Below are 23793 nucleotides of genomic sequence, written 5' to 3'. Positions count from 1 at the left end.
TTGGCGTTAAAACATTTTTTGGGGGAGATAGAGCGAAAGCGCTGGAATCAGCACAATCAACAGCAGGGCAACAATGTCCATCACGATGAACCAGCTAACACCCTTAAAGACTTCAGCCAGAGTCACGCTATTACCCAATGCCCCTTTGATGACATACACATTGAGCCCAATCGGCGGAGTGACTAACCCCACTTCAAGTAGCTTGACGACAATGATGCCGAACCAGATCAGATTGAGGTCAGCGCCATGCACTAATGGCAGAATCAACGGCAGCGTCAGTAGCAATAAGCCAATAGAATCGATGAACATTCCTAACACTAGATAAATTAGTGCTACCGCGAGAATGATCCACCACGTCTCAGTGCTAACACCGAGAATCAACTCAGAAAATGCAGCAGGCACACCGCTCATGGCGAGAAAACGAGTAAAAAACAGTGACCCAATCAGGATAATAAAGATGCTCGCAGTACTGACTGCCGTACGAATCAACGCTTCCTGAATGGCAGCAAAGGTTAGCGTGCGCCGAGCAAAAGCGATCAGTGCAGCGATAGTGGTGCCCACGGCACCCGCTTCTGTAGGCGAAAAAACACCGAGAAAAATACCGCCAAGAACGGAGCCGATTAGCAATGGCAATGGCCAGATATGCTTAAAGGCATCCCATTTCTCGTCCCAGCTAGATCGAACATCAATATTACCCGCGAGGCTTGGATTTAGCTTTACCCTCACCATAATCATGACTATGTAAAGAAGCGCCGAAACCACTCCCGGAATAAATCCCGCCATAAACAGCTGACCTACCGACACCTGAGCGTAAACGCCATACAGCACCAGCAGTACGCTGGGAGGAATCAACGAGCCGAGGGTGCCCGATGCGGCGACGGTTCCAGTTGCCAACCCCTTATCGTAGTTATGCTTGAGCATTTCAGGGACGGCGATACGCGACATAGCCGCCGAAGTAGCCACGCTAGACCCCGAAGCTGCAGCGAAGAAGGCAGAAGCCATGACACTGGAAACAGCCAGCCCACCGGGCAAGCGCGCCAAGTAAAGGCGCATGGCATGGAACAGGCCTTGGGTCATATTCGTGCTGGTACACAAATAACCCATGAATAGAAACATAGGCGCAGCCGTCAGTTCCCACGTACCCGCAAAGTCAAAGGGAGTGGCAGAAATCATCCCCCAAGCAACGCGCATGCTGGTCATTTCGCCAATGCCGATGATCGACACTAAACCCAGTGCAACGCCAATTGGCACGCGCAAGGCGATAAGGGCCAAGGCGATGGCAATACCTGCCACACCTATCTCGATATTACTCATTAGGAAACTCCTACAGGGCTTGGCGTTGTTGCAGCGCCTTAATCATGTTGGCGAGGATGGCAAGGCACATTGCAGCAAAGCCAACCGGTAACGCCCAGCGACTGGGCCATAGGTAGAATTTAAAATTGGCCATGGCAGTTTCCATTCGAACCGTGGCGCGTACCGCATCAAGATAACCCTGGTAGCAGAGCATGCCGAAGTAGAGCAGTCCTAGCGAGCAGGCAAACAGATACAGCGTTAGCTGAACAACAGGCGGGAATCTTCCTACTAGCACATCTACGCTAATGTGCTCTTGCTGGAGTTCGACATAGGCCAGCGGCAAAAAGACAACAGCGACCATGTAGTAGAAAGAGACAAACTCCAGAGTGCCGGTAAATGACTTTCCAAATAGGTATCGCAGCCCAACGTCTAATGAGACATGAAGCGCCATTAGAATCAGAAAAAGTGTCGCAACTACCATGGCACTTTTAGCAACCCACTGGCTCATCAACTCAAAATATTTGGCCATCATTCGAGCTCACTCCTCTTTGCATCTGAGGCAGAAAACCCCAACTCCAATAACGTCTCTTTCCAGAACAGCAACATATCGCGGTAGAGTTCAGGGTCATCGCGCCAGATACTTTGCGCCCCCATACCTCGCATCATGCACAAAGTGGCATTCAGAGCGATACGATTCTGATGTGACGTATGATTGGCACTGGCAACCAACTGCTCCCATATCTGCTCCAAAGAGTCATTGAAATTGGCAGCCAACGGAACCAACACTTTCATTATGTCAGGGTCGGTTCGAGCATTAGTGAGGTATTCTAGCGTCACCATATATAGGTCACCCTTGAAGTGCTCATGCAGTGCTTCAAGCAGACTATCGAAGTTTAGCTCACCCGCTTTAACCTTTACGGCCATCTCTCTTACGCTTTCGACTTCGCGACTCAGCAAGTCCTCTAACGCCGCCTGCATCAACAATGTCTTTGAGGGATAGTGGTGAACTAAAGCGCCACGGGAAACCCCAGCCTGACGAGCAACATCCACCGTTGATGTGGCACGAATACCTTTCGCAAGAATGCATTCAATCGTCGCTTGCGTGACACGTGCCTGCGTTTGGCGTGAACGCTCTTCTTGGTTTTGTCGCTTCGTCATAGAGAACCCTTGATTGGCCATGGCCGCCTCATTGAAGCGGCCAAGAGGATACGGCGTTAATAAATTCCATAGTCAGTAGGAAGCTTATTGAAGATTTCTTCCATTGCCAGTTCGGCCAAGGCTTGTTCGTCTTCACGATCAACTTCGCTGACTAATGCTTGCCACTTTTCGTAGGTCGCTATGAAATCATCAATTAGTGCTTCTGGGTCTTCAACGCCATACTCATCACGCGCCTTATCGTAAACATTGGTCAAGGCTTCATTGCGAAAAGCCTCCACGGAAGCCATCAGATCGTCTGCAGGCTCGTATATGTTATTGCCGTTGGCAGCAGCTTCGTCTAAAGCAGCTTCAGAAGCACCTAAGTATTGAACAATCATGCGTGTCATTGCTTTAGCAGTCGCTTCTTTGAAGACATCGCGCTCTTCATCGCTTAGGCTAGCCCAAAATCCAGAGTTAAAACCCCACTGAGGGCCAGACCAATACATACCTGTCGGCAAAAGCGTCGTATGTTCTGCAACCTCCCACAGAGACCGATCAATCAAGTCATTAGCAGCGTTAGATGCGCAGTCCAGTGAGCCACGATCAAGGCCACTGTACATCTCACTGGAAGGTACATTAACTGGCGTTCCTCCAGCCTGCTCGACCCATGCAGAAACAGTAGATCCTGCGGTACGGATACGCTTACCTCGAAGCTCTTCTAAATTGCGGACTGGTTCGCGGCAGAACAGTACATAGGAAGGTGTGTTGTAAGCACCCAGGTAAACTATATTCAGCTCTTCCCACTCGGCTAGCTGGGTTGGATTGTTAAGGCTGAAGTCTGTCACCGCGAGAATACCAACCAGCGGGTCGTCATAATTAAAGCCTAGCTCCTGCACGGCATTTGCTACCGGCATTTCAGAAGGCGTATAAATAGCGGCATGGTGAGCAACCTGCACAATATTATCTTGGATGCCCTGCAGGTTAGCGCGGGGTGCTAACAATACGGTGCCGGTATAGACTTCAGGTTGTAACTCACCATTCGATAGTTCTTTAACCATTTCAGCCCACTCGATATACCCGTAAAGGGAGTGGGGGTGCTGTTGGTCGTAAAAAGAATTGGCAATAAAGGAGGTTGCAGCATGAGCCGAAGAAGCAACGACAGGGAAGGCTAGAGCCGCAACGGCAAGTGTCAGCGTATTACGAGTGAATTTCATATAGTTTCCCAGGCCGATTTAATCGGCTGTTTTTTTTCTATTTTCTTGCTTGGTATTTTTGACACGTCACCTGATGTGGCGCGTGTACATAATTCAATCTAGACTTCAAATAATAAAAAAACAAGCAGGTCTGTTTGTTTTTAACATAGCCAATTTTGAGGAGAACGATTAAGTAATGAAAGTAAAGGAAAATCCCACACGACTTGATACAGCGGGCACCTGGCGAGGAATTCGGATGATGCTGCCTTTGGCAGTTTTTACGATCGCTTTTGGGTTAGCGTTTGGCGTTGCAGCAGTGCACCAAGGACTAGCCGGTTGGGAAGCGATGTTAATGAGCCTGTTTGTATTCGCGGCGCCATCGCAGTTTGCCGCCCTAGAGATGTGGCATCCGCCTTTACCACTACTTGCTTTGGCGGCGGTCACCCTCGCGATCCATACTCGGCATATGCTGATGAGCGCGGCGCTCTACCCCTGGCTCCAGTCGTTACCTAGAAGCCAACAATTCGCCATGGTGATCCTGCTGACCGACTCCAACTGGGCGATGGCACTGAAAGAGTATCAGCGTGGTGAGCGAAACCTGGGCATTCTGCTAGGCGGAGGGATAGCGCTATGGGGAGCCTGGGTCGCAGGCACCGCAATAGGGCTAGCCTTTGGTGGAGGCATTGCCCAACCTGAACGCTTTGGCCTTGATGTAATTATGCTGTGCTTTCTGCTTATGATTGTTGTCGGTGGCAACCCCAGAGCAGCAATGGCTCTACCCTGGCTGGCTGCAGCGGCGAGTGCATTAATGGCGTACTGGTGGTTGCCACCTTACCTGCATGTGATGGTGGGTGCCATCATCGGTGGCATGGTAGCGGTATTGTTACCTGAACGCTGGTTCGGGAAGAGCACCGTATGAATTTTTCGCCCGTATGGCAGTCGCTGATAGCCATAATATTAATGGTAGTCATTGCTTACGGCTCCAGAGTACTGGGGCTACTCATAATGGCGCGCGTGCCTCTAGGCCCACGGGTTCGTAGATTCATTGATGCAATGTCTAGTTCAGTGCTGATTGCCGTTATTACGCCGATCATAGTGCATGGTGACGGTGGCGTGCGTATTGCAGCTATTGCCGCTGGAACAGTGGCAATCATACTGAGAAGCCCGCTGGTTTCAATTGCACTGGGTATGTTCTGCGCTGCTGGGTGGCGTTGGTTGTTTACAATATAAAGCACCTTGTTAATGATGATGCTATCAAACCTTAAAAAAGATTCACAGATAATTGAAAAAAAGACATTTTTAGAATCTCAGCTTATAATTCTATGATGCAATAATAACAATATTATTTTTTAGCGTGCCGTAACCATTTCACAGATTAGGCACAGCCATCAACATTCATTTCCGACCTGACACGAGTAGCCACTAACCACTCGCGCGCAGCACCAGCGCCACCGGCAGCGACACGTGCCGGGGCGCTTTTCCCGCCAGCGCTTCGCTTAATAGCTCGACACTCATCGCGGCAATCGCCGCAATATCCTGGCGCACCGTGGTTAAGCCCGTGGCCAAGGTGGGCAGGTCATCAAAACCGGTAACGGCCACTTCTTCGGGTACGCGGATACCACGATCTTCCAGCGCGGCGACACAGCCGAGCGCCAACTCGTCGGTAGCGCAGACCAGCGCATCGAACGGTAGTGGGTCGTCATGGTTGAGAATACGGTTAAGGTGGCGGTAGCTGGTCAGGGAGTCGGACGTAAACCGATGGGGCAAGCTGAGCAGCTGCTCGCTAAGCGCTGCCTCGGCTATCGCTTGCTGGTAACCGGAAAGGCGGCTGTGGGGGCGCGGCACGTCTAACTCCCCGCCCACGAAGGCAATCCGCGTTCGCCCTTGTTCGATCAGGTGCTGAGTGATTTGGTATAGCCCGGAGACATCATCCGGAGCCACCGAAAACCCCTTCCCCGCGTTGCCAATGCGCACAAACGGTATGCCCGCCGCGCGCAGTACGCCTGGGCGCTCGTCTTCCCCCGTTTCCCCTAACAAGATCGCCGCGCCCGCCCGTTCGGGCAGATCCAGGGTTTGGTCGTGGTGAAAGAAGATCGGCACCATGCCCTGCTGGTGCAGCGCTACGGTTAAGTGCTGGTAGAGCAGAATATAGTAAGGGCGCAGTTCGATATCCTGCCGCCCCAATGAAATGCCCACCACGGCGGCTTTGCCACTGATGAGCTGCCGCGCCGCCGCGCTGGGCTGGTAGGCCACTTCGCGGCTGATGGTGAGAATTTTGTCGCGCAGCGCGTCGCTGATCCCCGGCTTGCCGTTCAACGCCCGGCTTACCGAGGCAATCGAGACCTCGGCGCGCCGGGCGATTTCACGAATGGTGGCGGTTTGCGCGCTCGGTTTGTTCTGTTTCATGCCATGCCTCAGCCAGTCGGGCCCTGATTGTACAAAAAGCGGGGCCGAAAATCGCTGAATGCACCGCCTGCCGAGCAATCAGCGCTACCAGCCACGCCGTCCCAGTCGCGCCAATTCGCTATCCAACTGCTGTACCGCCTGCTCCGGCGTGATACTGCCGGACAGCGTATCGTGCACGCGGTTAAAGATTGCGTTGGAGACTCGCGGGTAGGCATCGCCGGTAATGCTGGCCGGGCGCGGCACGCCGTTCATCACCGTCTCATACAGCTCGCCGATAAACGGCTGCGCAGCCAGCACGTCTTCATCTTCATAGAGCGCTGGGCGCGTGGGGTTACGGCCAAACTCAATGGCGTGGGCTTTTTGCTGAGCTTCAGCGGTGAGGTACGCCACCAAGTCAGCGGCCGCCTGCGGCTCATCCGAGTAGCGGGACACCGCCCAGTTCCAACCGCCTAGCGTTGCCACCGACTGCCCTTCTGGCCCGCTGGGCAGCGGCGCTACGCTGAACTTGTTCTGGATCGGCGTGCCGTCCGCTTGCCCCAGCGACCACACGTAGGGCCAGTTGCGCATAAACACTGCGTTGCCCGCCTGGAATACGCCGCGCGCTTCCTCTTCCATGTAGTTACGCACGCCTTCCGGGCTAATATCACCCACCCAAGAAGCCGCTAGCGCTAGGGCTTCCACCGCCTGGGGATTGTTCACCGTGACCTGCCCCTCGGCATCCACAAAGGTACCGCCGCCGTAGCTCGCCACCCACTCCAGCGCGTTGGTGGTCAGCCCTTCGTAGGCGCGCCCTTGGAAGACGAAACCATGCATGCGCTCGTTGCCCGCTTCCCGTTCGGCGTTTTGAATGCGCCGGGCAGTGTCGGTGAGCGCTTGCCAGGTCTGCGGCACGTCAGCGTCGTACTGCTCAAGCAGGTCGTGGCGGTAGTAGAGCAATCCGGCATCGGTAAACCAGGGCAGCGCGACCAGCTTGCCTTGCACGGTATTGTTCTCCATCAGCGAGGGAATAAACCCTTCCGCTGCGCCCTGTGGCAGGTAGTCGTTCAAATCCACCAAGTGCTCTGCCAGCAGGCCCGGCCAGACGATATCCACCATTAGCACATCAACATCTTGGGATTGGCTGCCCAACAGCTGTTGATAAAGCGAGAGCTTTTCAGTGGGTGAAGCAGGCGTGGTGACAATATTAACCTGATGACCGTTGGCCTCGGCCCAGCGCTGGGAGAGTTCAGGGCAGAAATCTGCCGCCCCACCGTCGCCGCAGGCAACGGTGATCTCGGCGGCCATGGCAGGCAGCGCTGTGGGCAGCAGGGTCATGATTAGCAGCGGTGTTCTCAGCGAGTAGCGCATCGTGGAGTCCTCATCTTGTTATTGGGTGTCTTGCGTCTAGAAGATGCGTAATGAAACGTGCTTGTTAGCTGGCAATCGCCAGGCTGCGGTCCTCCAGGCTGGAAACAAAGCAGGCGTCTAGCACGGTTTGAATGGCCGCACCGCGGGCAAAGTCAGGCTGGTCGTTCTCGCCCGTGCGGATACTTTCGATAAAGCGCTGATAAATACTGGGCGTGGGCGGCGCTTTAACGGTGGTCCAGCGGGCAGGATGCACGTCATCGTTCAGGCATACCTGTACGTCATCTTTGGAGGCATCCAGATCTACACGGATCGCGCCTTTATCACCGTGAACGCTCAGCGTTAGCGAGTTATGGTGGCCGGTGGCCCAGCGGGTCGCCTGAATCGTTCCCATGGCACCGTTAGCAAAGCGCACGCGCATCAGCGCGGTGTCGTTAGCATCCAGCACGTAGTCGCCAATGCGGTTATCCGGCGCTTTATCGAAGCAGGTGAGCTCGCAGTTGACGCGGGTGATATCGCCCACCGGGAAGCTGGCGAAGTCGACGATATGCACGCCCACATCACCCAGCACCCCTTTACTGCCGTGGGCTTCCGAGAGCCGCCATAGCCACTGGCTCTCTTCGTCCCAGCGGCCCCAGGCGTTGCTGACCAGCCAGCTTTGGCGGTAGCTGGCGTCCACGTGGCGCACGGTACCAATCGCGCCGCCGGTGACAAGCGCACGGGCGTGCTGAATGGCAGGGGCGTCCCGGTAGCTCAAGTTGACCATGTTGATGACGTTAGCGGCCTGGGCGGCGGCGGCCATCTCATGGGCATCCTCGGCGTTGGTGGCCAGGGGCTTTTCGCACAGGATGTGTTTACCTGCGGCAATGGCGGCCAGCGATGTGACCTTGTGCACGCCATCCGGGGTAACGTTGCTTACCGCGTGGATATCGTCGCGGGCGAGCATAGCGTCCAGATCTTGATACACATCGGCAATGCCGTGGCGCTCAGCAAACGCTTGGGCTTTGGGGAAATCTCGGTCGCAAACGGCGACCACTTCAACGCCTTCGATGCGGCCGTAGTGCTTAGCGTGCTCGCCCGCCATGCTGCCCGCGCCAATAATCGCTAAACGGATCATTTGAAGCCCTCCTCGCCGGGTTTATGCAGGCTTTCGCCTTTGATCTCCACCGGATTGGGCGCTTGGTCGGCGGGCACGTTGGGGCAGCTATCGATCCAACGTGAGCCTTCTGGCTGCGCCCAAACAACGGCATTTTTGAGCACTTGCTTTACCTGTTCGTCGTAGTAGATCGGGTAGGTTTCATGGCCGGGGCGGAAGTAGAAAATCTTGCCGTTGCCGCGTTTGTAGGTCAGGCCGGAACGGAACACTTCGCCGCCTTCAAAGGCGCTAATAAAGATCACCTCATCCGGGTTGGGCACCGCAAAGGGCTCGCCGTACATTTCGGTGTGGGGCAGTTCGATGTAATCGCCGAGCCCTTGCACGATAGGGTGGCCAGGATTCACGACCCAAAGGCGCTCACGCTCACCGGCTTCTCGCCATTTCAGCGAGCAGGTGGTGCCCATTAGCCGTTTGAAGATTTTGGAGTAGTGGCCGGAGTGCAGCACGATCAAACCCATGCCCTGCAGCACGCGCTTTTGCACGCGATCAACGGTCTCTTCTAGTACATCGCCATGGGCAGCATGGCCCCACCACAGCAGCACGTCGGTATTTTCCAGCGTCTCTTCGCTAAGCCCCTGCTCGGGGTCTTGCAGCGTGACGGCAGTGGCAGAGAGTGCTTGTGCTTCATTTAAGCCATCGGCGATGCACTGGTGCATGCCGGTGGGGTAAATGCGTGCTACCACCTCGTTGGTTTGCTCGTGGACGTTTTCGCCCCATACGGTAACTCGGAGTGTCATCGCTCTCTCGCTAGTAGGTAGATAACATTACTAACCGCCCGGTTAGCGCTTGAGAGAAAAGTAAACGTTTACGTAGCAATAGTAAACGTTTACTTATTGGACTTTAGTCGTTAAATAGAAGCCGTTGTTTGTCATTAGAAATAAAAAAACCCGCTGATATCATCAGCGGGTTGTTGGCTGAGCGGCGTTAGAGAGGCCGCTTAAAAATAGGCGGCACCGCGTGGCATGATGCCTAAATGATTCGCCACGGAATGGACACCGGGGGTGTTCTCGGCAGCAACGGTCACGGCCTGCTTTTGCGCCTGCGACTCCACGAGCCCCCATACTTCCACATGACCGTTGTTCACGGTGATGCTGATGCTGCCTGTGTGTACGCCTGTTTGCGCATCCACCTCATTGAGTATGGTATCGCGAACTTGGCGATCATCTATTGACGACGGCGCTGGCGTGACCGGTGCATTGGCAATCCCTTGTAGCAAATTGGCACGGCTGACAATGCCCACCAGCTTGCCTTCGCGAACCACCGGGACGCGCTTGATGCGGTGTTTTTCCAAAAGCCGCGCAATGTCATGTAGCGGCATATTTTCTTCAATGGTCAATGGGTCAGGGGTCATGACGTCACGGGCTTTTTTGCCCTTAGCCTTCACGTACTCCCCTGCGTCTTTACCGCCTGCGAATAGCGATAGCCACCAAGCTCCCCCATGAGACGATGCCGCGGAAGAGGTATCGGTGATGCGTCGCATAAGATCCCCTTCGCTAACGATACCGACAACCTTACCGTCGGCATCCACTACGGGCACCGCACTGATACGGTGAGCCAGCAGTTGCTGCGCTATATCGCGCACATCTGCGTCTAGACTGACGCTAATCACTTTGGACGTCATGATATCGATGGCTTGCACGGCTACCTCCTGGCAACAAGTGCGTGGAAAAGAGTGTGCATACTCTCTTTAACACTAGTGTGCCGCCTAAGGATGCGCTATCAGCGGTTTAGATGAGTGTCGTTTGGTTGATCTAGCGCAGGTTATTGCCACTGGATGGCGTACTGTCTTCCGATACTTTCTCGACATCGACAATGCCTGAGCGGCTCACCACCACTTTCCAGCGGGCCAGATAAGGCGTGTCTTCACTGCCAGTTTCACGCACCACGAGATTGAACAAGTGGCGACGCTCAACGCTTTCACGCACCGCCTGCCCCTCTTTTAAGCGGTAGATATGGTGTTTTTCTTTGCTCATTAAGCGCGTCAGCATGGAGAGGTCGATATGCAGCGTTTCGCGGGTGTGTTCGTAGCCGCTGAGAAAGCGCGTGGGCGACATCCGTGAGCTGGAGCGGTAATGCATCACTACCTCGTCACGCTGGGCCACGGTGCGCCGCCGCATTTGCTGAATATCGTCATCCAGCGCGGAGTAGCGTTTATAGTCGAACCACTCAAGCTGCCGCCCCACCAGGGCATTACGAGTGGGGTCAATGTATTGACGCCGCCACTTAGGGCGGCCGCGACGCAGCCAGCGCCACAGGGTGTTGCGAAGGTCATCTTTAAAGACTTCACGCATGGCGTATAACAGCGCCATAGCCAGTACAAACAGCGCCGTGATATCCCCCACTACATTACGTAAGTGCAGCACGCCTAACGAGACAAACGCCATCACTACTGCGGTAGCTAAGGCTTTGACGGCTTTCTGTTCGCCGCTACCCAGCTCTAAGGCGCGCTGCTTAAGGGTGATTGGATACTCAATCAGCCGTCGCAGCAGGCGCATTTTATTCGACATTCGAGTGGGGTCTTCCCTTACTCGTTCTGCGTTGTACTCCTGGGCCTGACGGTACTCCCCTTCCCGTTGGCAAAGGGTGATAAATCGCCGTTTAATATCGCTAAATGGCCCGCCTCGGGGCATATGTGCCACCAGCGCCAATAGCTGCTGTTCGGTAAACCAGGAGAGATAATTGTCGATATTGGCAAAGTACTTATAGAGCCGTTCGTCGCTAGGCGGGTTGCGCCGCAGGCGTTTTAAGATCCCCTCGCTTAAGTCGCTCATTTCCCCCATCTGTTCGCGCAGCGCGGCGGCTTTCTCCTCCCAGGCGGGGTCATCATCGCCTGGTTCGCGGCGCAATTTACGCGCATCAGAGAGCATGGCCTGGGTGGTGCGCTCTAAGGCACCGACATATTGATAGGCGTAGAGACTGAGACTTAACCGGTAAGAGTCGCTGCCCAACTGGTTGCGGCTCACCAACCGACTATGCACCAGCGGCAAGTGGTACTCATCGCTGTAGTAGGTGCGCGAGACGCTAATCGCGCCATGATAAAATGCATCTTCGGAGATGACATGCGTGCTTAGCCCAAGCTCTTTGGGCACAAAAAGATACACATCAAGCGTATGGGAAGTTTCTTCTTTTAGCCGCCGCGACAGACGCAGCTGAAAACTATTTTTACGCTCAACGTTGATCACCTCACGAATCTCCTACTTCATTGCCAAACACGATGATATACCATAGTTAATTCGCCATAGTGATCTGCCATGCAGAGGCTACGGTCTACTTCTTCGCCTTGGAGCTAGGGAATGTCCATCGCCCGTTTTTCACCCTTTGAGCTGCTGCTGCTCAAAAGCCGCAGCCAAGTGGATACGGCCACACTGCTACTGCTGGGCTGGGTACTGGTGCATCGACAGCACGTCTCGGAAGGCCAGCGGCGACGCCGGTTGGCCCAGGTGACGGCGCAGTTTCGCCACGGGCATGAGCTGGGGCCAGTGATGAGCATTGCCCATAGCCAGGATCTTCACGCTATTCAGCTCGCCGCTGAAGTGGTGCGCAAAGAGTGTTCTCACGAGCGTAGCCTGAGTGTGATGCATCAAGCGATTACCGTGGCCACCGACGATGGCGCTATTTCGCTGGCTAATCATTACATTCTGCGTTTTCTTGCCGATTTGTTAAATGTGACGCCCGCGACCTTAGGGACGCTGTTTCAGGAACTGACAGGTAAACCCCTGCGCCCGCCGGAAGACCCTAGTCGCGACGCTTACTGGCAAGCCCACGACCCCGGCCACTACGCCCAAAAGGCAAAGGAAGCCGCCGAGGCCGCCGAGCGGGAAAAAGCGACGCGCGCTCGGGCAGAACAGCAACAGCGTGCCAAAGCGGATAAACAGCAGGAAAAGAAACAGAAGCAGCAGGAAAAACAGCAGCAAAAAGAGCACGAGCGTCATGCGAAAGCGCGGGCTGAACAGGCTAGCGCCGAGCAGGCCAGAGCAGAGAAAGCCAGGGCAGAACAAGCACGTCAGGAACAGGCGCGCCGGGAGCGTCAGCGTCAAGAGCAGGCCCGCCAGGAAGAGGCAAGACAGCACCACTATCGCCGCACTAGCAGCCCACCACCGCCTGACCGCACTACCCGAGCTTTGGCGGTGCTTGGGCTGACGCCGGGTGCCAGCAAAACCGACGTTCGCAAGGCCTATCGACGCATGGCCCAGCTACATCACCCAGACCGCTTTTACTCCGAAAGTGAGCATCAGGTAGCGCTGGCGTCGGCACGCTTTCAGCGCATCAAAAATGCTTATGATTACCTGATGCAAACCTATTAACCGTGACCGCTTGGGGGAGTTCACCTGAATTATGCGCGACCTGTATCAACGCCTAGCCCTAACGCCTGACGCGAACGATCACCAGATTCACAGTGCCGTAGCCCGCTGCCAAAACAGCGCCCTGCGCCAAGATGCCACCTCCGTGCTGGCCGTCGCTCCACATCGGGAAACCTACGACACCCTGCACCATACGCTCAGCGATATTGGACGTCTGCGCGCGCGGCTGGGTCTCACCCACGGTGCCCATTGGCAGGGGGATGTGGCCAACGATTTTTCGCTACCGCCGGATAACGCGATCTCCCGCCACGACGAGCTTGTTGACCGCGTAAGTCACGCAGTATCACTTTACAACCGCTGGCGTCGCCTGCGCGGCCCTTGGTTACTCATCACCGTCTTCGCCGTGGGGGCGGGCATAGGCCTCGCTTTGGGGTTTGCCTTGAGCTTGGGGTTTAGCCTGGGTTGAAGCGCCATGGCGCTCTCGCTCATCCTGGCGAATTTCTGCCTGGGTGGGCCGCGGTGCAGGCTTAGGCGGTGCCGGTTTTTTATGGCCCTCTTGGCTTGAGGAGCTACTCTCTTCGCCCCGTTCAAAGCTCAAATCGGTGCCTGACGTATCTTGCATACGCGACTCTGAGCGCGCCTCCATGCTCAAACTCAAACGCGGTACGCCCAGGTCGATCTCTTGGGCTTCCATGCGCTGCTTCAACAGCAGGTTAAACGCACGCGAGACATCCCACTGCATTTCCGGCGCGGTACGAAAGCGCATGCGTAAAATTGGGCAGCCCTCTTCAAACCCTTGTACCCCCTGCATCTCCAATGGCGACCAAATGTAGTGGCGCATCATCGGATCTTTACGCAGCTCTTGAGCCGTCTCCTGCATCAGGGTAATCGCATCGTCAATCTTCATATCGTAGGGAATACGGATACGCATCAGGGCGATACCGAACTGGCGTGACATATTATGAATCGACTCAATCCGGCTGAAGGTAATGATATGCACCACGCCGTCGAGGTCTCTCAGACGCACGGTGCGCAGCGTTAACCCTTCAACCGTGCCCATGTGGCCGTTGATCTGCACAAAGTCATCCACCGCCAGCGAGTCTTCAATCAGGATAAAAATACCGGTAATTAAATCCTGCACCAGGGTTTGCGCACCAAAACCAATCGCCAGACCGATCACACCGGCACCCGCCAGCAGCGGCGTCACGTTCACCCCGAGATTAGCCAGCCCCGCAATTACCGCGATGATCAAAATCGTGACAAAAATAACGTTGCGAATCATCGGCGTAATGGTTTGTGCCCGGGCCTGATTCACCCGCCGCCCACGAGAGCGAGCCGAAGAGGTCAGCGCTCGCTGAATAGCGGTATCGGCAAAAATCCATACCAGCCAAGCCAGTAAAATCGTCGCACCCAGGCTGACCAGCGCTTGCCCAATGCGGGCGCTGGCTACCGCCTGCTGGCCAAGCCCAAACAGCGAACCACCCCACACCTGCATGGAGAGCTCGGCAAACACCATCCACGCGCAGATATGCGCCAGCACAAAGCCAAAGCGTTCTAAGCGCTTGCGGTATTGGCTAAAGCGGCGACGATGACGGCGCTTGTTAAGCCGTTCGGACTGGCGACGTAACAGCCCTGTGGCGACCAACGTGAGCACCAGCAAGCTGGCAGAGACAATGGAGCGTGCCAGTGCCGTGCCCACATCGCCCACGGTGATGAAAATAGCCATCAGCGAGCCGCCCACCATCAAGAGCGCGGGGATATGCCAAAGCCCGCCGAGTGCACGAATCATCTCAACGGCAGCGCTGGCATCCCGGCGCTGCTTATAGGGTCGGTTGCAGATGAGATGGCGTACCGGGCGTTGAAATTTGAAGATAAAGCGCGCCGATAACAGCGCTGCCAGCATGTTCGCCAGCACCGATACCAAGCTGGAAAGCTCTGCGCCCAGCAGCTCCACTAAGCGCGTAGAGTTCACCGCATCGCCTAGGGCAATCAGTGCGCCGATCACAAACAGGCCCCGCAGCGCTTTATGCTGCAGCACCTGCACGGCCGGGAAACGGTGCCCACGGCTGAAGAAAGCAATCACGGTTTCAAACACCACCGAGAGAGCTCGACCGCATAGGCAGATATACGCCACCACCAAGACCACGGCACGCCCGGGGCTATAGGGAAGGATTTGGCCGATTCCAAGCGTCATCGCAAAGGCAAGCGTCCAGGGCAGCATACGGCGTAAGAAGTGTACCGCCAGCAGCCACGCTTTAGGGTCGCGAGGTAGATCCAAGGGCCAGTGCCGACGCGTGGCCACCAAGCGCCCAAAGGCAATCATCACTACTAGCAGTGTGGTCCATACAAAGCCCAGTACCGCTCCATCAGCCACCGCACGCAGCGCTTCCCCTCGGCTCGCGCCATCGTTTAAGGCACGTAAATCTTCAGCCCCTTGTACTAATTGGCGCGACCACTCATCAATTGGCGAGTCTCCGGCCTGAGCCTGCTCACCAATATCGGTCAGCGTATCGGCTAACGCCCCGAGCAACCCTTGCCGGACAACGCCCTCTTCTTCAGCGGCGTCGGTACTGACCTGCAGCTCTCGAAGCGAGGTGAGTAACGCGGTGCGCTGCTCCTCGTTCTCTAACATGGAGATCACATCGTTCAACGAGCTCTGGAACTCTTCGTTGCTGACGTCTGTTTGCTCTGACGACTCGCTCCCCGCCAAGGTTGGCAAGGAAACGCTTTGCGCCAGTGCCGTCGCGCTTAGCAGCATGCTGAGCATCACAACGACGATGATCTTGATTATCCAGTGTTGTCGCACACATCACTCCCAACACAGACCGGTTACAAGGCCCGGTGATTAACATTTACTTCGTTGATTACACTCAGCTTCAATGCATGATTATGATAGGCTGATGACTCAAACGTTCACCTCCAGGATACCGAGATGACGCTGCAAGCCCCACCCAACCGCGTAAATAAAGATGGCAAGCCACGCTGCGTCGGCGTTGAAATCGAGTTCGCCGGGCTGCCGCCCCGCGAGACTGCCGAGTTGGTGCGCACGCTGTTTGGTGGGGAGCTTAACGTGGTCAGCCCCCATCGGCTACAGGTAGAAGGCACTCGCTGGGGAGAGTTTGGCATTGAGCTGGATACCCAGTATGCCCATCCCGATAAGGCCCTGCTGGAAGAGCAGCACGAAAGCGACAGCGAGTGGGCGCGTCAGCAGCATCAGCGGCGGGTGGAGTTTCATCAAAAAACCCGCGAGCTGATTGGCGACATGGTCACCGGCCTTGTGCCCACCGAGATTGTCTGCCCGCCGGTCCCTTGGGATGAACTTGAAACACTCGATACCCTGTTTGAAACGCTGCGGGAAAAAGGCGCTAAAGGCACCGACGCCAGCCTACTTTATGGTTTTGGTCTACATCTTAACCCTGAGGTAGAAAATGTAGAGGTGGAGTATCTGCTCGCCATGATGCGCGCCTACCTGCTGCTGGCCAGCTGGCTGCGTGAAGAGATCAAAGTCGATATCACCCGGGAAATGCTGCCCCATGCCAATCCGTTTCATAAAGAGTACGCCCTCAAAGTGCTGGATGCTCGCTACCAGCCGGATCTAGACACGTTTATTGACGACTACCTACGTCACAACCCTACCCGCAACCGGGAATTGGATCTGCTCCCACTCTTTGCCCACTTATGCCCGGAGCATCCCCACGAGCTGCTGCATGGGGAACTCACCAAACCGCGTCCCACCTTTCACTACCGGTTGCCGAATGCCCAGCTTTCACAACCAGGCTGGGGTGCCGTGGTGGAGTGGAACCGCTGGGTAGAAGTGGAAAAGCTGGCCGCCAATACTGAGGTGCTGCGAGCACGCTGCGATGAGTATATTGCAGAGCACAGCAAGCCCTGGTGGGCACGCTTAAAAACCAAACTGCTGGGGCGTTTTAGCGCTTCTTGACCGTACTGTTCACCTACTGGAAAGACGAGACGCCACCCGCATGCCTCGACCGCTGATCGGAATCACCACCTCAGATCATAAAAGCCAGCTTGCCTGGTGTTTTGACTGGTTTGCCGTTTGGCGTCATGGCGGTAAGCCCTTGCGCCTCTCGCCTTCTCGCCCGTTGCCTCAGCATCTCGATGGGCTGATCATTGGCGGTGGCGACGATATTCAAGCCCACTTGTACGGCGGAGAAGTCCAGCTAGACGTTCGCCTTGATCCTGCTCGGGACGAGTTGGAGCTGAGCTTACTCAACCGGTTTATCCCCCAAAATACGCCCGTACTTGGCATCTGCCGGGGCGCTCAATTAATTAACGTGCATTTAGGCGGCACGCTAGACCCCGACATTTACACCACCCACGAAGGATTGAAGCGTCGGCGCACGGTACTGCCGCGCAAAACGGTGGATATCGTCGGCGGCAGCAAGCTTTACCAACTGCTGGGTGTTACCTGGTGCCGGGTGAACAGCCTTCACCACCAAGCCGTTCATCACGCAGGAAACGGCATTAAGATTGTGGCGCGGGATCGAGACGGACTGGTGCAGGGGATTGAGTCAGAAGCTCACGACTTTTTGATTGGCGTACAGTGGCATCCAGAGTGGCTGATTTTTAACCGCCCCCAGCAGCGCTTAATCAGCGCGCTGGTGGCAGCTGCCAAAAAAGGGATGCAAGCCAACTAGCCGTTTAACGCTGCCAGGGCGGCGTCGTAATCCGGTTCGTTTTTCAGTTCACTCACCAGCTCACTGTGCAACACGTGGTTGTCAGCATCCAACACCACCACGGCACGGGCACACAGCCCTTCCATCGCGCTGTTACTCAGCGCCACACCCCAAGCTTCCTGAAACTCGCGGTGCCGGAACGTAGAGAGCGTTTCCACATTATCCAGCCCTTCGGCACCGCAAAAGCGCTTGGCGGCGAACGGCAGGTCGGCTGACACCACCAGCACGATGGTATTATCGAGGCTCGAGGCCAGCTCGTTAAAACGCCGCGTTGACATCGCACAGGTCGGTGTATCGACACTGGGAATGATATTGAGCACTTTACGCTTGCCCTGGTAGGTATCCAGGGTGACATCTTCCAGGTCGGTATTGGTCAATGTCATGGCGGGAGCGGCCTGGCCAGCGGCAGGCAGCGTGCCCGCTACGTCCATAGGTTGCCCAGCGCGGGTAATCTGTTGCATATCAAGCTCCTAATGTATGGTAAAACAGTCACAGAGTGAGACGTTTCAGCTTACAGTGGAATGACCTGATTCGGCTATCCCTCCTCAGTCGCAACACCACAACGAGTATGCCATGGCCTCTTTAGTCATTATTAAAACCGGTGACGCCTTCCCTGAAGTGGTCGACCAACACGGTGATTTTGAACAGCTGTTTATCCAACGCCTAAGCGATGCGCTGCCCGAGCACTTAACCCTGAGCGTGTGGGATGCCCGGCTGTCCGACACACCTCCTGAGGATATCGCCGGTGCCGTGATTACCGGCTCCCATAGCATGGTGAGCGAACAGCCTCCGTGGAGCGAAGCACTCAAACCTTGGCTACAACAGGCATTAGCCGATGATCTGCCACTGCTGGGCGTTTGCTATGGCCATCAGCTGATGGCGGCGGCGTTTGGTGGTATTAGCGACTACCACCCCGCCGGGCGAGAATCAGGCACACGGGCGGTGCGCTTAACCCAGGCAGGCCAACAGGATCCGCTGTTCAGCCAGCTGCCTGGGCAATTTTCAGCGCACCTCACGCATGCCCAATCAGTTATGCAGCTTCCCCATGGCACAACGGTGTTGGCCCACAATTGCCACGATGCGCATCAAGCGCTGCGCTACGGGCCGCGCCAGTGGAGCGTGCAGTTTCACCCCGAGTTCTCACCTCCCGTCATGCGCGCCTACATTGAACGCCAGCGGGCCGCCCTGCGCGACCAAGGCGATGACCCAGACCAGCTCATCAGCGCGATCAGCGATACGCCTGAAGCTTCCAGCCTGCTGCAGCGTTTTATCGCGTTTCTTTGATCCGCTTCTGATCTCGTCTCGATGCCAGCCGGTCCGCCAAGCGGGTCGGCTCGGGCAGCTTGGTGGGCCCTAGGCAGCGCATGACCCACTCAAGCGACGTTGCAAGCGTTAGCCGATGCCCAGGCGAGACAAACACGGGCTTCACGTTCGTGCGCGAGCGCAGTACCGCGCCAATCACCTCTTGCTTAGCCATCAGCGGCACCCAATCGCCCCGCGCCTCGCCCACCTCTGCGTGGATTCCGGTTAAGCGTGACTTAGCAATGCCAATGGTGGGTAGATCCAGCCATAGTCCCAAATGCGCCGCCACGCCCAGCCGCCGGGGATGGGCAATGCCCTGACCATCGACCATCACCAGCTGTGGCTGAGTGGTGAGTTTGGCAAACGCGCCCAGCGCGGCAGGAATTTCACGGAACGACAGTAGCCCTGGGATATAGGGCATGCGGGTGGGTTCGCGATGTACCACTTGTTCGATGACCGGCAGTTGCGGAGCCATGTCTGGTGACCACTTCAACACCACCACTGCCGCTCTTGTCACCGCCCCGCCCTCTTCAAAGCCAATATCTACCCCTGCGATATACGTTACCGGGTCGATTCGGTCACTGCTTTCTAACTGCTGGGCGAGCTGTGACTGCAGGGCAATCGCCTGTTTGGGGGAAAGATTCCATTCATGCAGTGCAGCGTCCATGCGTGCTCCTTGTGACTCTTCAAATGAATACGTATAGCGTAGCCAAAAAAAATCCCCCTACGCCAGTTGGCACAAGGCCAGTGGCATAGGGGGATGGACGTGATTCAAACGTTAGGCGATGTTAAGCGCCTAAGGCTGAGTTACGCACGTTCGCGGCGGCGAACCGGTGCGTCGCCATCGTCACGACGGCGGCGCGGTGCGCGCTCAGGCGCGCTATCTTCACTAATTTCTAGCGGGCGGCCGGCAACACGTGCACGCGCCATTTTCGCCAGAATAGTAGAAGGCAGGCCACTGGGTAGTTCAACGACCGAGAAAGCGTTGCGGATATCGATACGACCGATACGCGCACCTTCAATACCGCCTTCATTCGCTAGTGCGCCAACCAGTTGGCCCGGCTTCACGCCGTCTTTATGGCCAACGGAAACGCGGTAGCGGGTCATACCTTCGCTGGGCGCGCTAGAGCGTTCGCGACGAGCGCCAGCCGGCTTGCCCGGTGCACCATCACGCATAGGCTTCTCTTTACGCGGCGCTTGCAGACGGCCAATCGGCGCTTCGTCAGCACGGGCCATGGCAGCAAATGCACAGGCCAGCTCAACCGCATCGTGACCTTCTTCCACTAAACGCTCAACCAGGGCACGCTGTTCTTCTGCGCCTTTGGTCAGTGCCGCTACGACACGGTGATGGAAGACGTTGTCGCGGTGAGCACGAATGGCGGCTTCGTCAGGTAGCGGCATTTCGGTCATTTTCTGACCGGTTGCCTGCTCCATCCAGCCCACTTTGCGGCCTTCACGGAAGCCAGCAAAGGTAATCGCGATGCCGCTACGGCCCGCACGACCGGTACGACCGATACGGTGGGTGTAGGCTTCAGCATCTTGCGGCAGATCGTAGTTGATAACGTGCGTGATACGCGGAACGTCAAGACCACGAGCAGCAACGTCGGTCGCAATCAGCACGTCCACTTTGCCACGCTTCAAGCGGGTAATGGTGCGCTCACGCAGGCTCTGATCCAGATCACCCGACAGGCCAGCGGCGTTCACGCCACGTGCTGTCAGCTGCTCTACCAGCGTGGTACAAGCAGCACGGGTACGTACGAAGACGATCGCGGCATCGACCGGCTCAACTTCAAGAATACGTGCCACGGCTTCAAGCTTAGCGCCACCGTCAACACGAACAATACGCTGTTCAATGTTTTCGCCAGTGGTAGTGCGCGACTCAATCGCCACCTTCACTGGGTTAACCAAGTAGCGGTTAACAATGCGCTCAATTTCAGTCGGCAGTGTTGCTGAGAAGAACACACGCTGTGCATCTTTCGGGGTATCGGCGACCACGCGTTTTACGTCGTCGATAAAGCCCATGCGCAGCATTTCGTCGGCTTCGTCAAGCACCAGCGCAGACAGGCCGTCTAGCTTCAGGCTGCCACGATCAAGGTGATCGATAATACGGCCGGGTGTACCCACAATCACTTGGGCACCGCGCTTTAGCGCACCAAGCTGTTCACGGTATTCTTGGCCACCGCACAGGATCGCAACTTCAAGACCCTTAAGGTTTTGGCCATATTTGCTGAACGATGCCGCTACCTGCTGTGCAAGCTCACGGGTTGGCGCCATCACCAGCACTTGAGGCTCGCGACGAGTCAGTTCTAAACGCGATAATAATGGCAGTGCAAATGCAGCAGTTTTGCCGGTGCCGGTTTGTGCTTGGCCCAGCATATCGCGGCCTTCCAGTAACGCAGGAATGGTCTGCGCTTGGATGGGCGAAGGAATTTCGTAGCCTTGTGCTTCAACAGCAGCGAGAACGGCAGGCAACAGAGCAAGTTCGCCGAAGCTCGGCGAAGCGACAGAAGTCGAGGTCATTAATCACACCTTGGTAGGCCGGCTGTACCGGCAAAAAGCATCGTAAGCGTCTCTGACTCTTAGTTTTATGTTGTGCGTAACGGTGCGCAACAAAAGAACAAGGCTCCGCATAGCGGATATCGTCATCAGTGGAGTCGGAGACGCCGGTCGCACCTAGCATTCGGCTGGCAGTACCGCTCTTGCGGGCCAACCGCTGTGGCGACCTTCTGCGCCGATTTCACCCGTTTGGTGAAATGCTGGAGGCGCGCCATCTTCACAGCAATGAACATCTGCAATTAATGAGATGTTCTCGCAAACGTTTCTGCTTAGCGTGGCTGGTTGTGCTCAGCGACAGCAAGGAACGTTTATCGTCGTGATGGAGGGGTCAACACATGCGAGGAGGGCGCATCCTACCACTGCAGATAGCTCATGACCAGCCTTTTTAATTTAACCCATATCAATACTCAAACTTGCACTTGTGCATATGTCGTCTAACCTAATGAGGTGCCTGATGACGTTCACAAACTTCAAGGAGTGATGCACATGAACTGGGATCAAGTTGAAGGCAGATGGACCGAAATGAAGGGTAAAGCTCGCGCTAGCTGGGGCGAATTGACCGACGACGAATTGACGCAAATTGGCGGCAAGAAGGATCAACTAGTCGGCAAGCTGCAACAGAAATACGGACTAGAGCGTGAAGAGGCAGAACGCCGCGCCGATGATTGGGCGAACAAGCTCTAACGTCACTACTTTGCAACGTAACTCTTTACAACATAGTTCTTTGCAACGTACTTACCCCTCATTATTAGCGTTAAGACGCTACTTTTATAGCCACATGGAGAGAAGCTATGCGTAAATCAATCCTTACTACTGCCATTACAACGGCACTGCTTGGCGGCATGGCATTTGGCGTCCACGCACAAACCGAGCTGCAGGGCATGTATTCGGCTGAAGATATTCTTGATGCAGATGTGTTCTTTGCCGATGGATCGGGTGAAGAGATTGGTGAAGTAGATGACATCCTGTTCGACGAAGAGATGCGCATTACTGCCCTCGTGATTGAGAGCGGCTCTGTACTTGGCCTAGGCGGGCGCGAAATTGTGGTAGGCACCGATCACTTCTCGCTAGAGACACACACTGAAAGCGATGGCGACACCGAGCACCGCATCATGCTGGAAGCCACTTCTGAAGAAGTTGAGTCATTCCCAACGTATGACCGCGACTGGTGGGAACAAACCAAAGCTAACGCCCAAGACGCTTGGCAAACCACTAAAGAGGGTGCACAGAGCGCCTGGCAGTCTACTCGTGAAGCTGTGAATACTGACGAGTAATTCGCCTTCCTGCTGTCACGCTGTGACACAGTCAAAAGGGCCACCCAAGCGGGTGGCCCTTTTTGCATCTTATGCTCACTTATGATGAGCGGCGACGAATTCCCTGCCCTGGCAAACGCTCACGATCATGGGGGCGCATAAAATCTAGCAGTGGCCCTGCTGGCACGATACGTGTGGGGTTAATGGTGTCATGGCTGTAATAGTAGTGGCGTTTAATATGGTCCATGTTGACGGTCTCTGCCACACCTGGGCACTGGTAAAGCTCGCGCACATAGTGAGAAAGATTCGGGTAATCCTCGATGCGCTTAAAGTTGCATTTGAAGTGGCCGTAGTAGACCGCGTCAAAGCGAATAAGCGTAGTAAAGAGACGAATATCTGCTTCAGTTAGCCACTCTCCTGCTAGGTAGCGATGCTCTGACAGACGTTTTTCAACACGCTCCAGCGCCTCAAACAGCGCGGTGACATGCTTCTCGTACACCTGCTGTTCGGTAGCAAACCCCGACTTGTAAACGCCGTTGTTGATATGGTCGTAAACGTCATCGTTCACTTCATCAATCACGCCCCGCAGGTCGTCGGGATAAAAGTCCAAATCGTTTCCAGTCAGCTCATCAAAGGCCACGTTAAAAATGCGCAGTAGATCAGCAGACTCATTATTGATGATGGCGCTACGCTGTTTATCCCACAGCACCGGTACCGTTACACGCCCCGTGTAGGTGGGGTCCGTCATGGTATAGAGCTGGTAATGAAACTCAGCCTGATTGACCGGGTCGCCGCTGGCACCTTCGTCTTGATGATAGGTCCAGCCTTTATCCAGCATGAGCGGGCTTACATGGGAAGTCCCGATCAGCGGTTCCAACCCTTTGAGTTTGCGCATAATCAGCGCACGATGCGCCCATGGGCAAGCGAGCGATACATACAGGTGGTAGCGATCCGACTGGGCTGGATAGCTGTCGCCTTGTGACGCCTCACTGTTGCCCACCCAATCACGCAATTGAGCGGACTCGCGTACAAACTCTCCGCCATGTTTTTTGGTGTCGTACCACTGGTCTACCCACTCACCGTTTACAAGCAGTCCCATCGGGCATCTCCTACATTGAACGTTTTATGATGTGATTGACGTTCAGCATACCCCCG

24 protein-coding genes are annotated in these 23793 nt (G+C 55.7%); 9 read left to right on the top strand and 15 right to left on the bottom strand.

Translation table 11 applies throughout. From position 1 onward, the window contains the following. Window positions 1–6 precede the first annotated feature (6 nt). Genes IEW65_RS02205 through IEW65_RS02190 form a run of 4 tightly spaced genes read right to left on the bottom strand, consistent with a single transcriptional unit; the run spans window position 7 to window position 3644 of the window. A complete protein-coding gene (locus IEW65_RS02205; RefSeq protein ID WP_188637879.1) occupies window positions 7–1314 on the bottom strand; it encodes a TRAP transporter large permease in 1308 nt (435 codons plus the stop codon). Window positions 1315–1324: 10 nt separating this feature from the next. Then, entirely contained in the window at window positions 1325–1825 is a 501-nt protein-coding gene (locus IEW65_RS02200; RefSeq protein WP_188637878.1) for a TRAP transporter small permease, read from the bottom strand. Further along, a complete protein-coding gene (locus IEW65_RS02195) occupies window positions 1822–2472 on the bottom strand; it encodes a TetR/AcrR family transcriptional regulator (protein WP_229755451.1) in 651 nt (216 codons plus the stop codon). Before IEW65_RS02195 ends, IEW65_RS02200 begins: the two co-directional genes overlap by 4 nt. Before the next feature lie 35 nt (window positions 2473–2507). Then, entirely contained in the window at window positions 2508–3644 is a 1137-nt protein-coding gene (locus IEW65_RS02190) for a C4-dicarboxylate TRAP transporter substrate-binding protein (RefSeq protein ID WP_188637877.1), read from the bottom strand. 235 nt (window positions 3645–3879) lie between these two features. Between IEW65_RS02190 and IEW65_RS02185 the strand changes: the two genes are divergently transcribed. Next, window positions 3880–4542 carry an AzlC family ABC transporter permease gene (locus tag IEW65_RS02185; RefSeq protein WP_229755450.1) on the top strand — a complete coding sequence of 221 codons (663 nt, stop codon included), beginning with the start codon at window positions 3880–3882 and terminating at the stop codon, window positions 4540–4542. Next, complete coding sequence (locus IEW65_RS02180; protein WP_188637875.1) at window positions 4539–4853, top strand: AzlD family protein; 315 nt, start codon at window positions 4539–4541, stop codon at window positions 4851–4853. The genes IEW65_RS02185 and IEW65_RS02180 overlap by 4 nt, the downstream gene beginning before the upstream one ends. Window positions 4854–5045: 192 nt before the next feature. On the opposite strand, the gene IEW65_RS02175 is transcribed toward IEW65_RS02180, so the two are convergent. The 6 genes from IEW65_RS02175 to IEW65_RS02150 form a co-directional block, all read right to left on the bottom strand. Further along, complete coding sequence (locus IEW65_RS02175; RefSeq protein ID WP_188637874.1) at window positions 5046–6029, bottom strand: LacI family DNA-binding transcriptional regulator; 984 nt, start codon at window positions 6027–6029, stop codon at window positions 5046–5048. A gap of 84 nt (window positions 6030–6113) precedes the next feature. Then, on the bottom strand, window positions 6114–7376 hold the full coding sequence (locus IEW65_RS02170; protein WP_188637873.1) for an ABC transporter substrate-binding protein: 1263 nt from the start codon (window positions 7374–7376) through the stop codon (window positions 6114–6116). A gap of 64 nt (window positions 7377–7440) precedes the next feature. After that, window positions 7441–8490 carry a Gfo/Idh/MocA family protein gene (locus tag IEW65_RS02165; RefSeq protein WP_188637872.1) on the bottom strand — a complete coding sequence of 350 codons (1050 nt, stop codon included), beginning with the start codon at window positions 8488–8490 and terminating at the stop codon, window positions 7441–7443. After that, entirely contained in the window at window positions 8487–9266 is a 780-nt protein-coding gene (locus tag IEW65_RS02160; protein WP_188637871.1) for a ThuA domain-containing protein, read from the bottom strand. The genes IEW65_RS02165 and IEW65_RS02160 overlap by 4 nt, the downstream gene beginning before the upstream one ends. A 200-nt stretch (window positions 9267–9466) precedes the next feature. Further along, window positions 9467–10168: a CBS domain-containing protein gene (locus IEW65_RS02155; protein ID WP_188637870.1), complete on the bottom strand. Its 702-nt coding sequence runs from the start codon at window positions 10166–10168 to the stop codon at window positions 9467–9469. 112 nt (window positions 10169–10280) lie between these two features. Continuing rightward, the gene (locus IEW65_RS02150) at window positions 10281–11711 is read right to left on the bottom strand and encodes a hypothetical protein (RefSeq protein ID WP_188637869.1); all 1431 of its coding nucleotides are present in this window, start codon (window positions 11709–11711) and stop codon (window positions 10281–10283) included. Window positions 11712–11822: 111 nt separating this feature from the next. Between IEW65_RS02150 and IEW65_RS02145 the strand changes: the two genes are divergently transcribed. Continuing rightward, window positions 11823–12833 carry a J domain-containing protein gene (locus IEW65_RS02145; protein WP_188637868.1) on the top strand — a complete coding sequence of 337 codons (1011 nt, stop codon included), beginning with the start codon at window positions 11823–11825 and terminating at the stop codon, window positions 12831–12833. Window positions 12834–12864: 31 nt separating this feature from the next. Beyond that, window positions 12865–13296, top strand: coding sequence for a hypothetical protein (locus tag IEW65_RS02140; RefSeq protein WP_188637867.1), 432 nt, complete (start codon window positions 12865–12867; stop codon window positions 13294–13296). Here IEW65_RS02140 and IEW65_RS02135 read toward each other — a convergent pair. Beyond that, window positions 13213–15597, bottom strand: coding sequence for a mechanosensitive ion channel domain-containing protein (locus IEW65_RS02135; RefSeq protein ID WP_422822596.1), 2385 nt, complete (start codon window positions 15595–15597; stop codon window positions 13213–13215). The genes IEW65_RS02140 and IEW65_RS02135 overlap by 84 nt on opposite strands. Window positions 15598–15762: 165 nt before the next feature. On the opposite strand from IEW65_RS02135, the gene IEW65_RS02130 reads away from it, so the two are divergent. Both IEW65_RS02130 and IEW65_RS02125 read left to right on the top strand, forming a co-directional pair. Continuing rightward, window positions 15763–16770 carry an amidoligase family protein gene (locus IEW65_RS02130; protein ID WP_188637865.1) on the top strand — a complete coding sequence of 336 codons (1008 nt, stop codon included), beginning with the start codon at window positions 15763–15765 and terminating at the stop codon, window positions 16768–16770. A gap of 40 nt (window positions 16771–16810) precedes the next feature. Beyond that, window positions 16811–17488 carry a gamma-glutamyl-gamma-aminobutyrate hydrolase family protein gene (locus IEW65_RS02125; RefSeq protein ID WP_188637864.1) on the top strand — a complete coding sequence of 226 codons (678 nt, stop codon included), beginning with the start codon at window positions 16811–16813 and terminating at the stop codon, window positions 17486–17488. Here the strand turns inward: IEW65_RS02125 and tpx are convergent. Then, window positions 17485–17988 carry a thiol peroxidase gene (gene tpx, locus IEW65_RS02120; RefSeq protein ID WP_188637863.1) on the bottom strand — a complete coding sequence of 168 codons (504 nt, stop codon included), beginning with the start codon at window positions 17986–17988 and terminating at the stop codon, window positions 17485–17487. The genes IEW65_RS02125 and tpx overlap by 4 nt on opposite strands. A gap of 112 nt (window positions 17989–18100) precedes the next feature. Between tpx and IEW65_RS02115 the strand changes: the two genes are divergently transcribed. Beyond that, on the top strand, window positions 18101–18811 hold the full coding sequence (locus IEW65_RS02115; protein WP_188637862.1) for a glutamine amidotransferase: 711 nt from the start codon (window positions 18101–18103) through the stop codon (window positions 18809–18811). On the opposite strand, the gene nfi is transcribed toward IEW65_RS02115, so the two are convergent. Beyond that, window positions 18795–19496: a deoxyribonuclease V gene (gene nfi, locus IEW65_RS02110; RefSeq protein ID WP_188637861.1), complete on the bottom strand. Its 702-nt coding sequence runs from the start codon at window positions 19494–19496 to the stop codon at window positions 18795–18797. The two genes, IEW65_RS02115 and nfi, sit on opposite strands and share 17 nt — an antisense overlap. Before the next feature lie 140 nt (window positions 19497–19636). Further along, on the bottom strand, window positions 19637–21349 hold the full coding sequence (locus IEW65_RS02105; protein WP_188637860.1) for a DEAD/DEAH box helicase: 1713 nt from the start codon (window positions 21347–21349) through the stop codon (window positions 19637–19639). 522 nt (window positions 21350–21871) lie between these two features. Between IEW65_RS02105 and IEW65_RS02100 the strand changes: the two genes are divergently transcribed. Together IEW65_RS02100 and IEW65_RS02095 are read left to right on the top strand one after the other, a co-directional pair. Continuing rightward, the gene (locus tag IEW65_RS02100; RefSeq protein ID WP_188637859.1) at window positions 21872–22069 is read left to right on the top strand and encodes a CsbD family protein; all 198 of its coding nucleotides are present in this window, start codon (window positions 21872–21874) and stop codon (window positions 22067–22069) included. 107 nt (window positions 22070–22176) lie between these two features. Next, window positions 22177–22659, top strand: coding sequence for a PRC-barrel domain-containing protein (locus IEW65_RS02095; protein WP_188637858.1), 483 nt, complete (start codon window positions 22177–22179; stop codon window positions 22657–22659). A gap of 79 nt (window positions 22660–22738) precedes the next feature. On the opposite strand, the gene IEW65_RS02090 is transcribed toward IEW65_RS02095, so the two are convergent. Further along, window positions 22739–23737, bottom strand: a complete 999-nt coding sequence (locus IEW65_RS02090; RefSeq protein ID WP_188637857.1) for a glutathione S-transferase family protein — start codon at window positions 23735–23737, stop codon at window positions 22739–22741. Window positions 23738–23793 lie beyond the last annotated feature (56 nt).

It is taken from the genome of Vreelandella lutescens, from assembly GCF_014640815.1.
Classification (GTDB): Bacteria; Pseudomonadota; Gammaproteobacteria; order Pseudomonadales; family Halomonadaceae; genus Vreelandella; species Vreelandella lutescens.
Note: the sequence above shows the minus strand (reverse complement) of the source record. Positions and strands in the feature narration are given on the sequence as shown.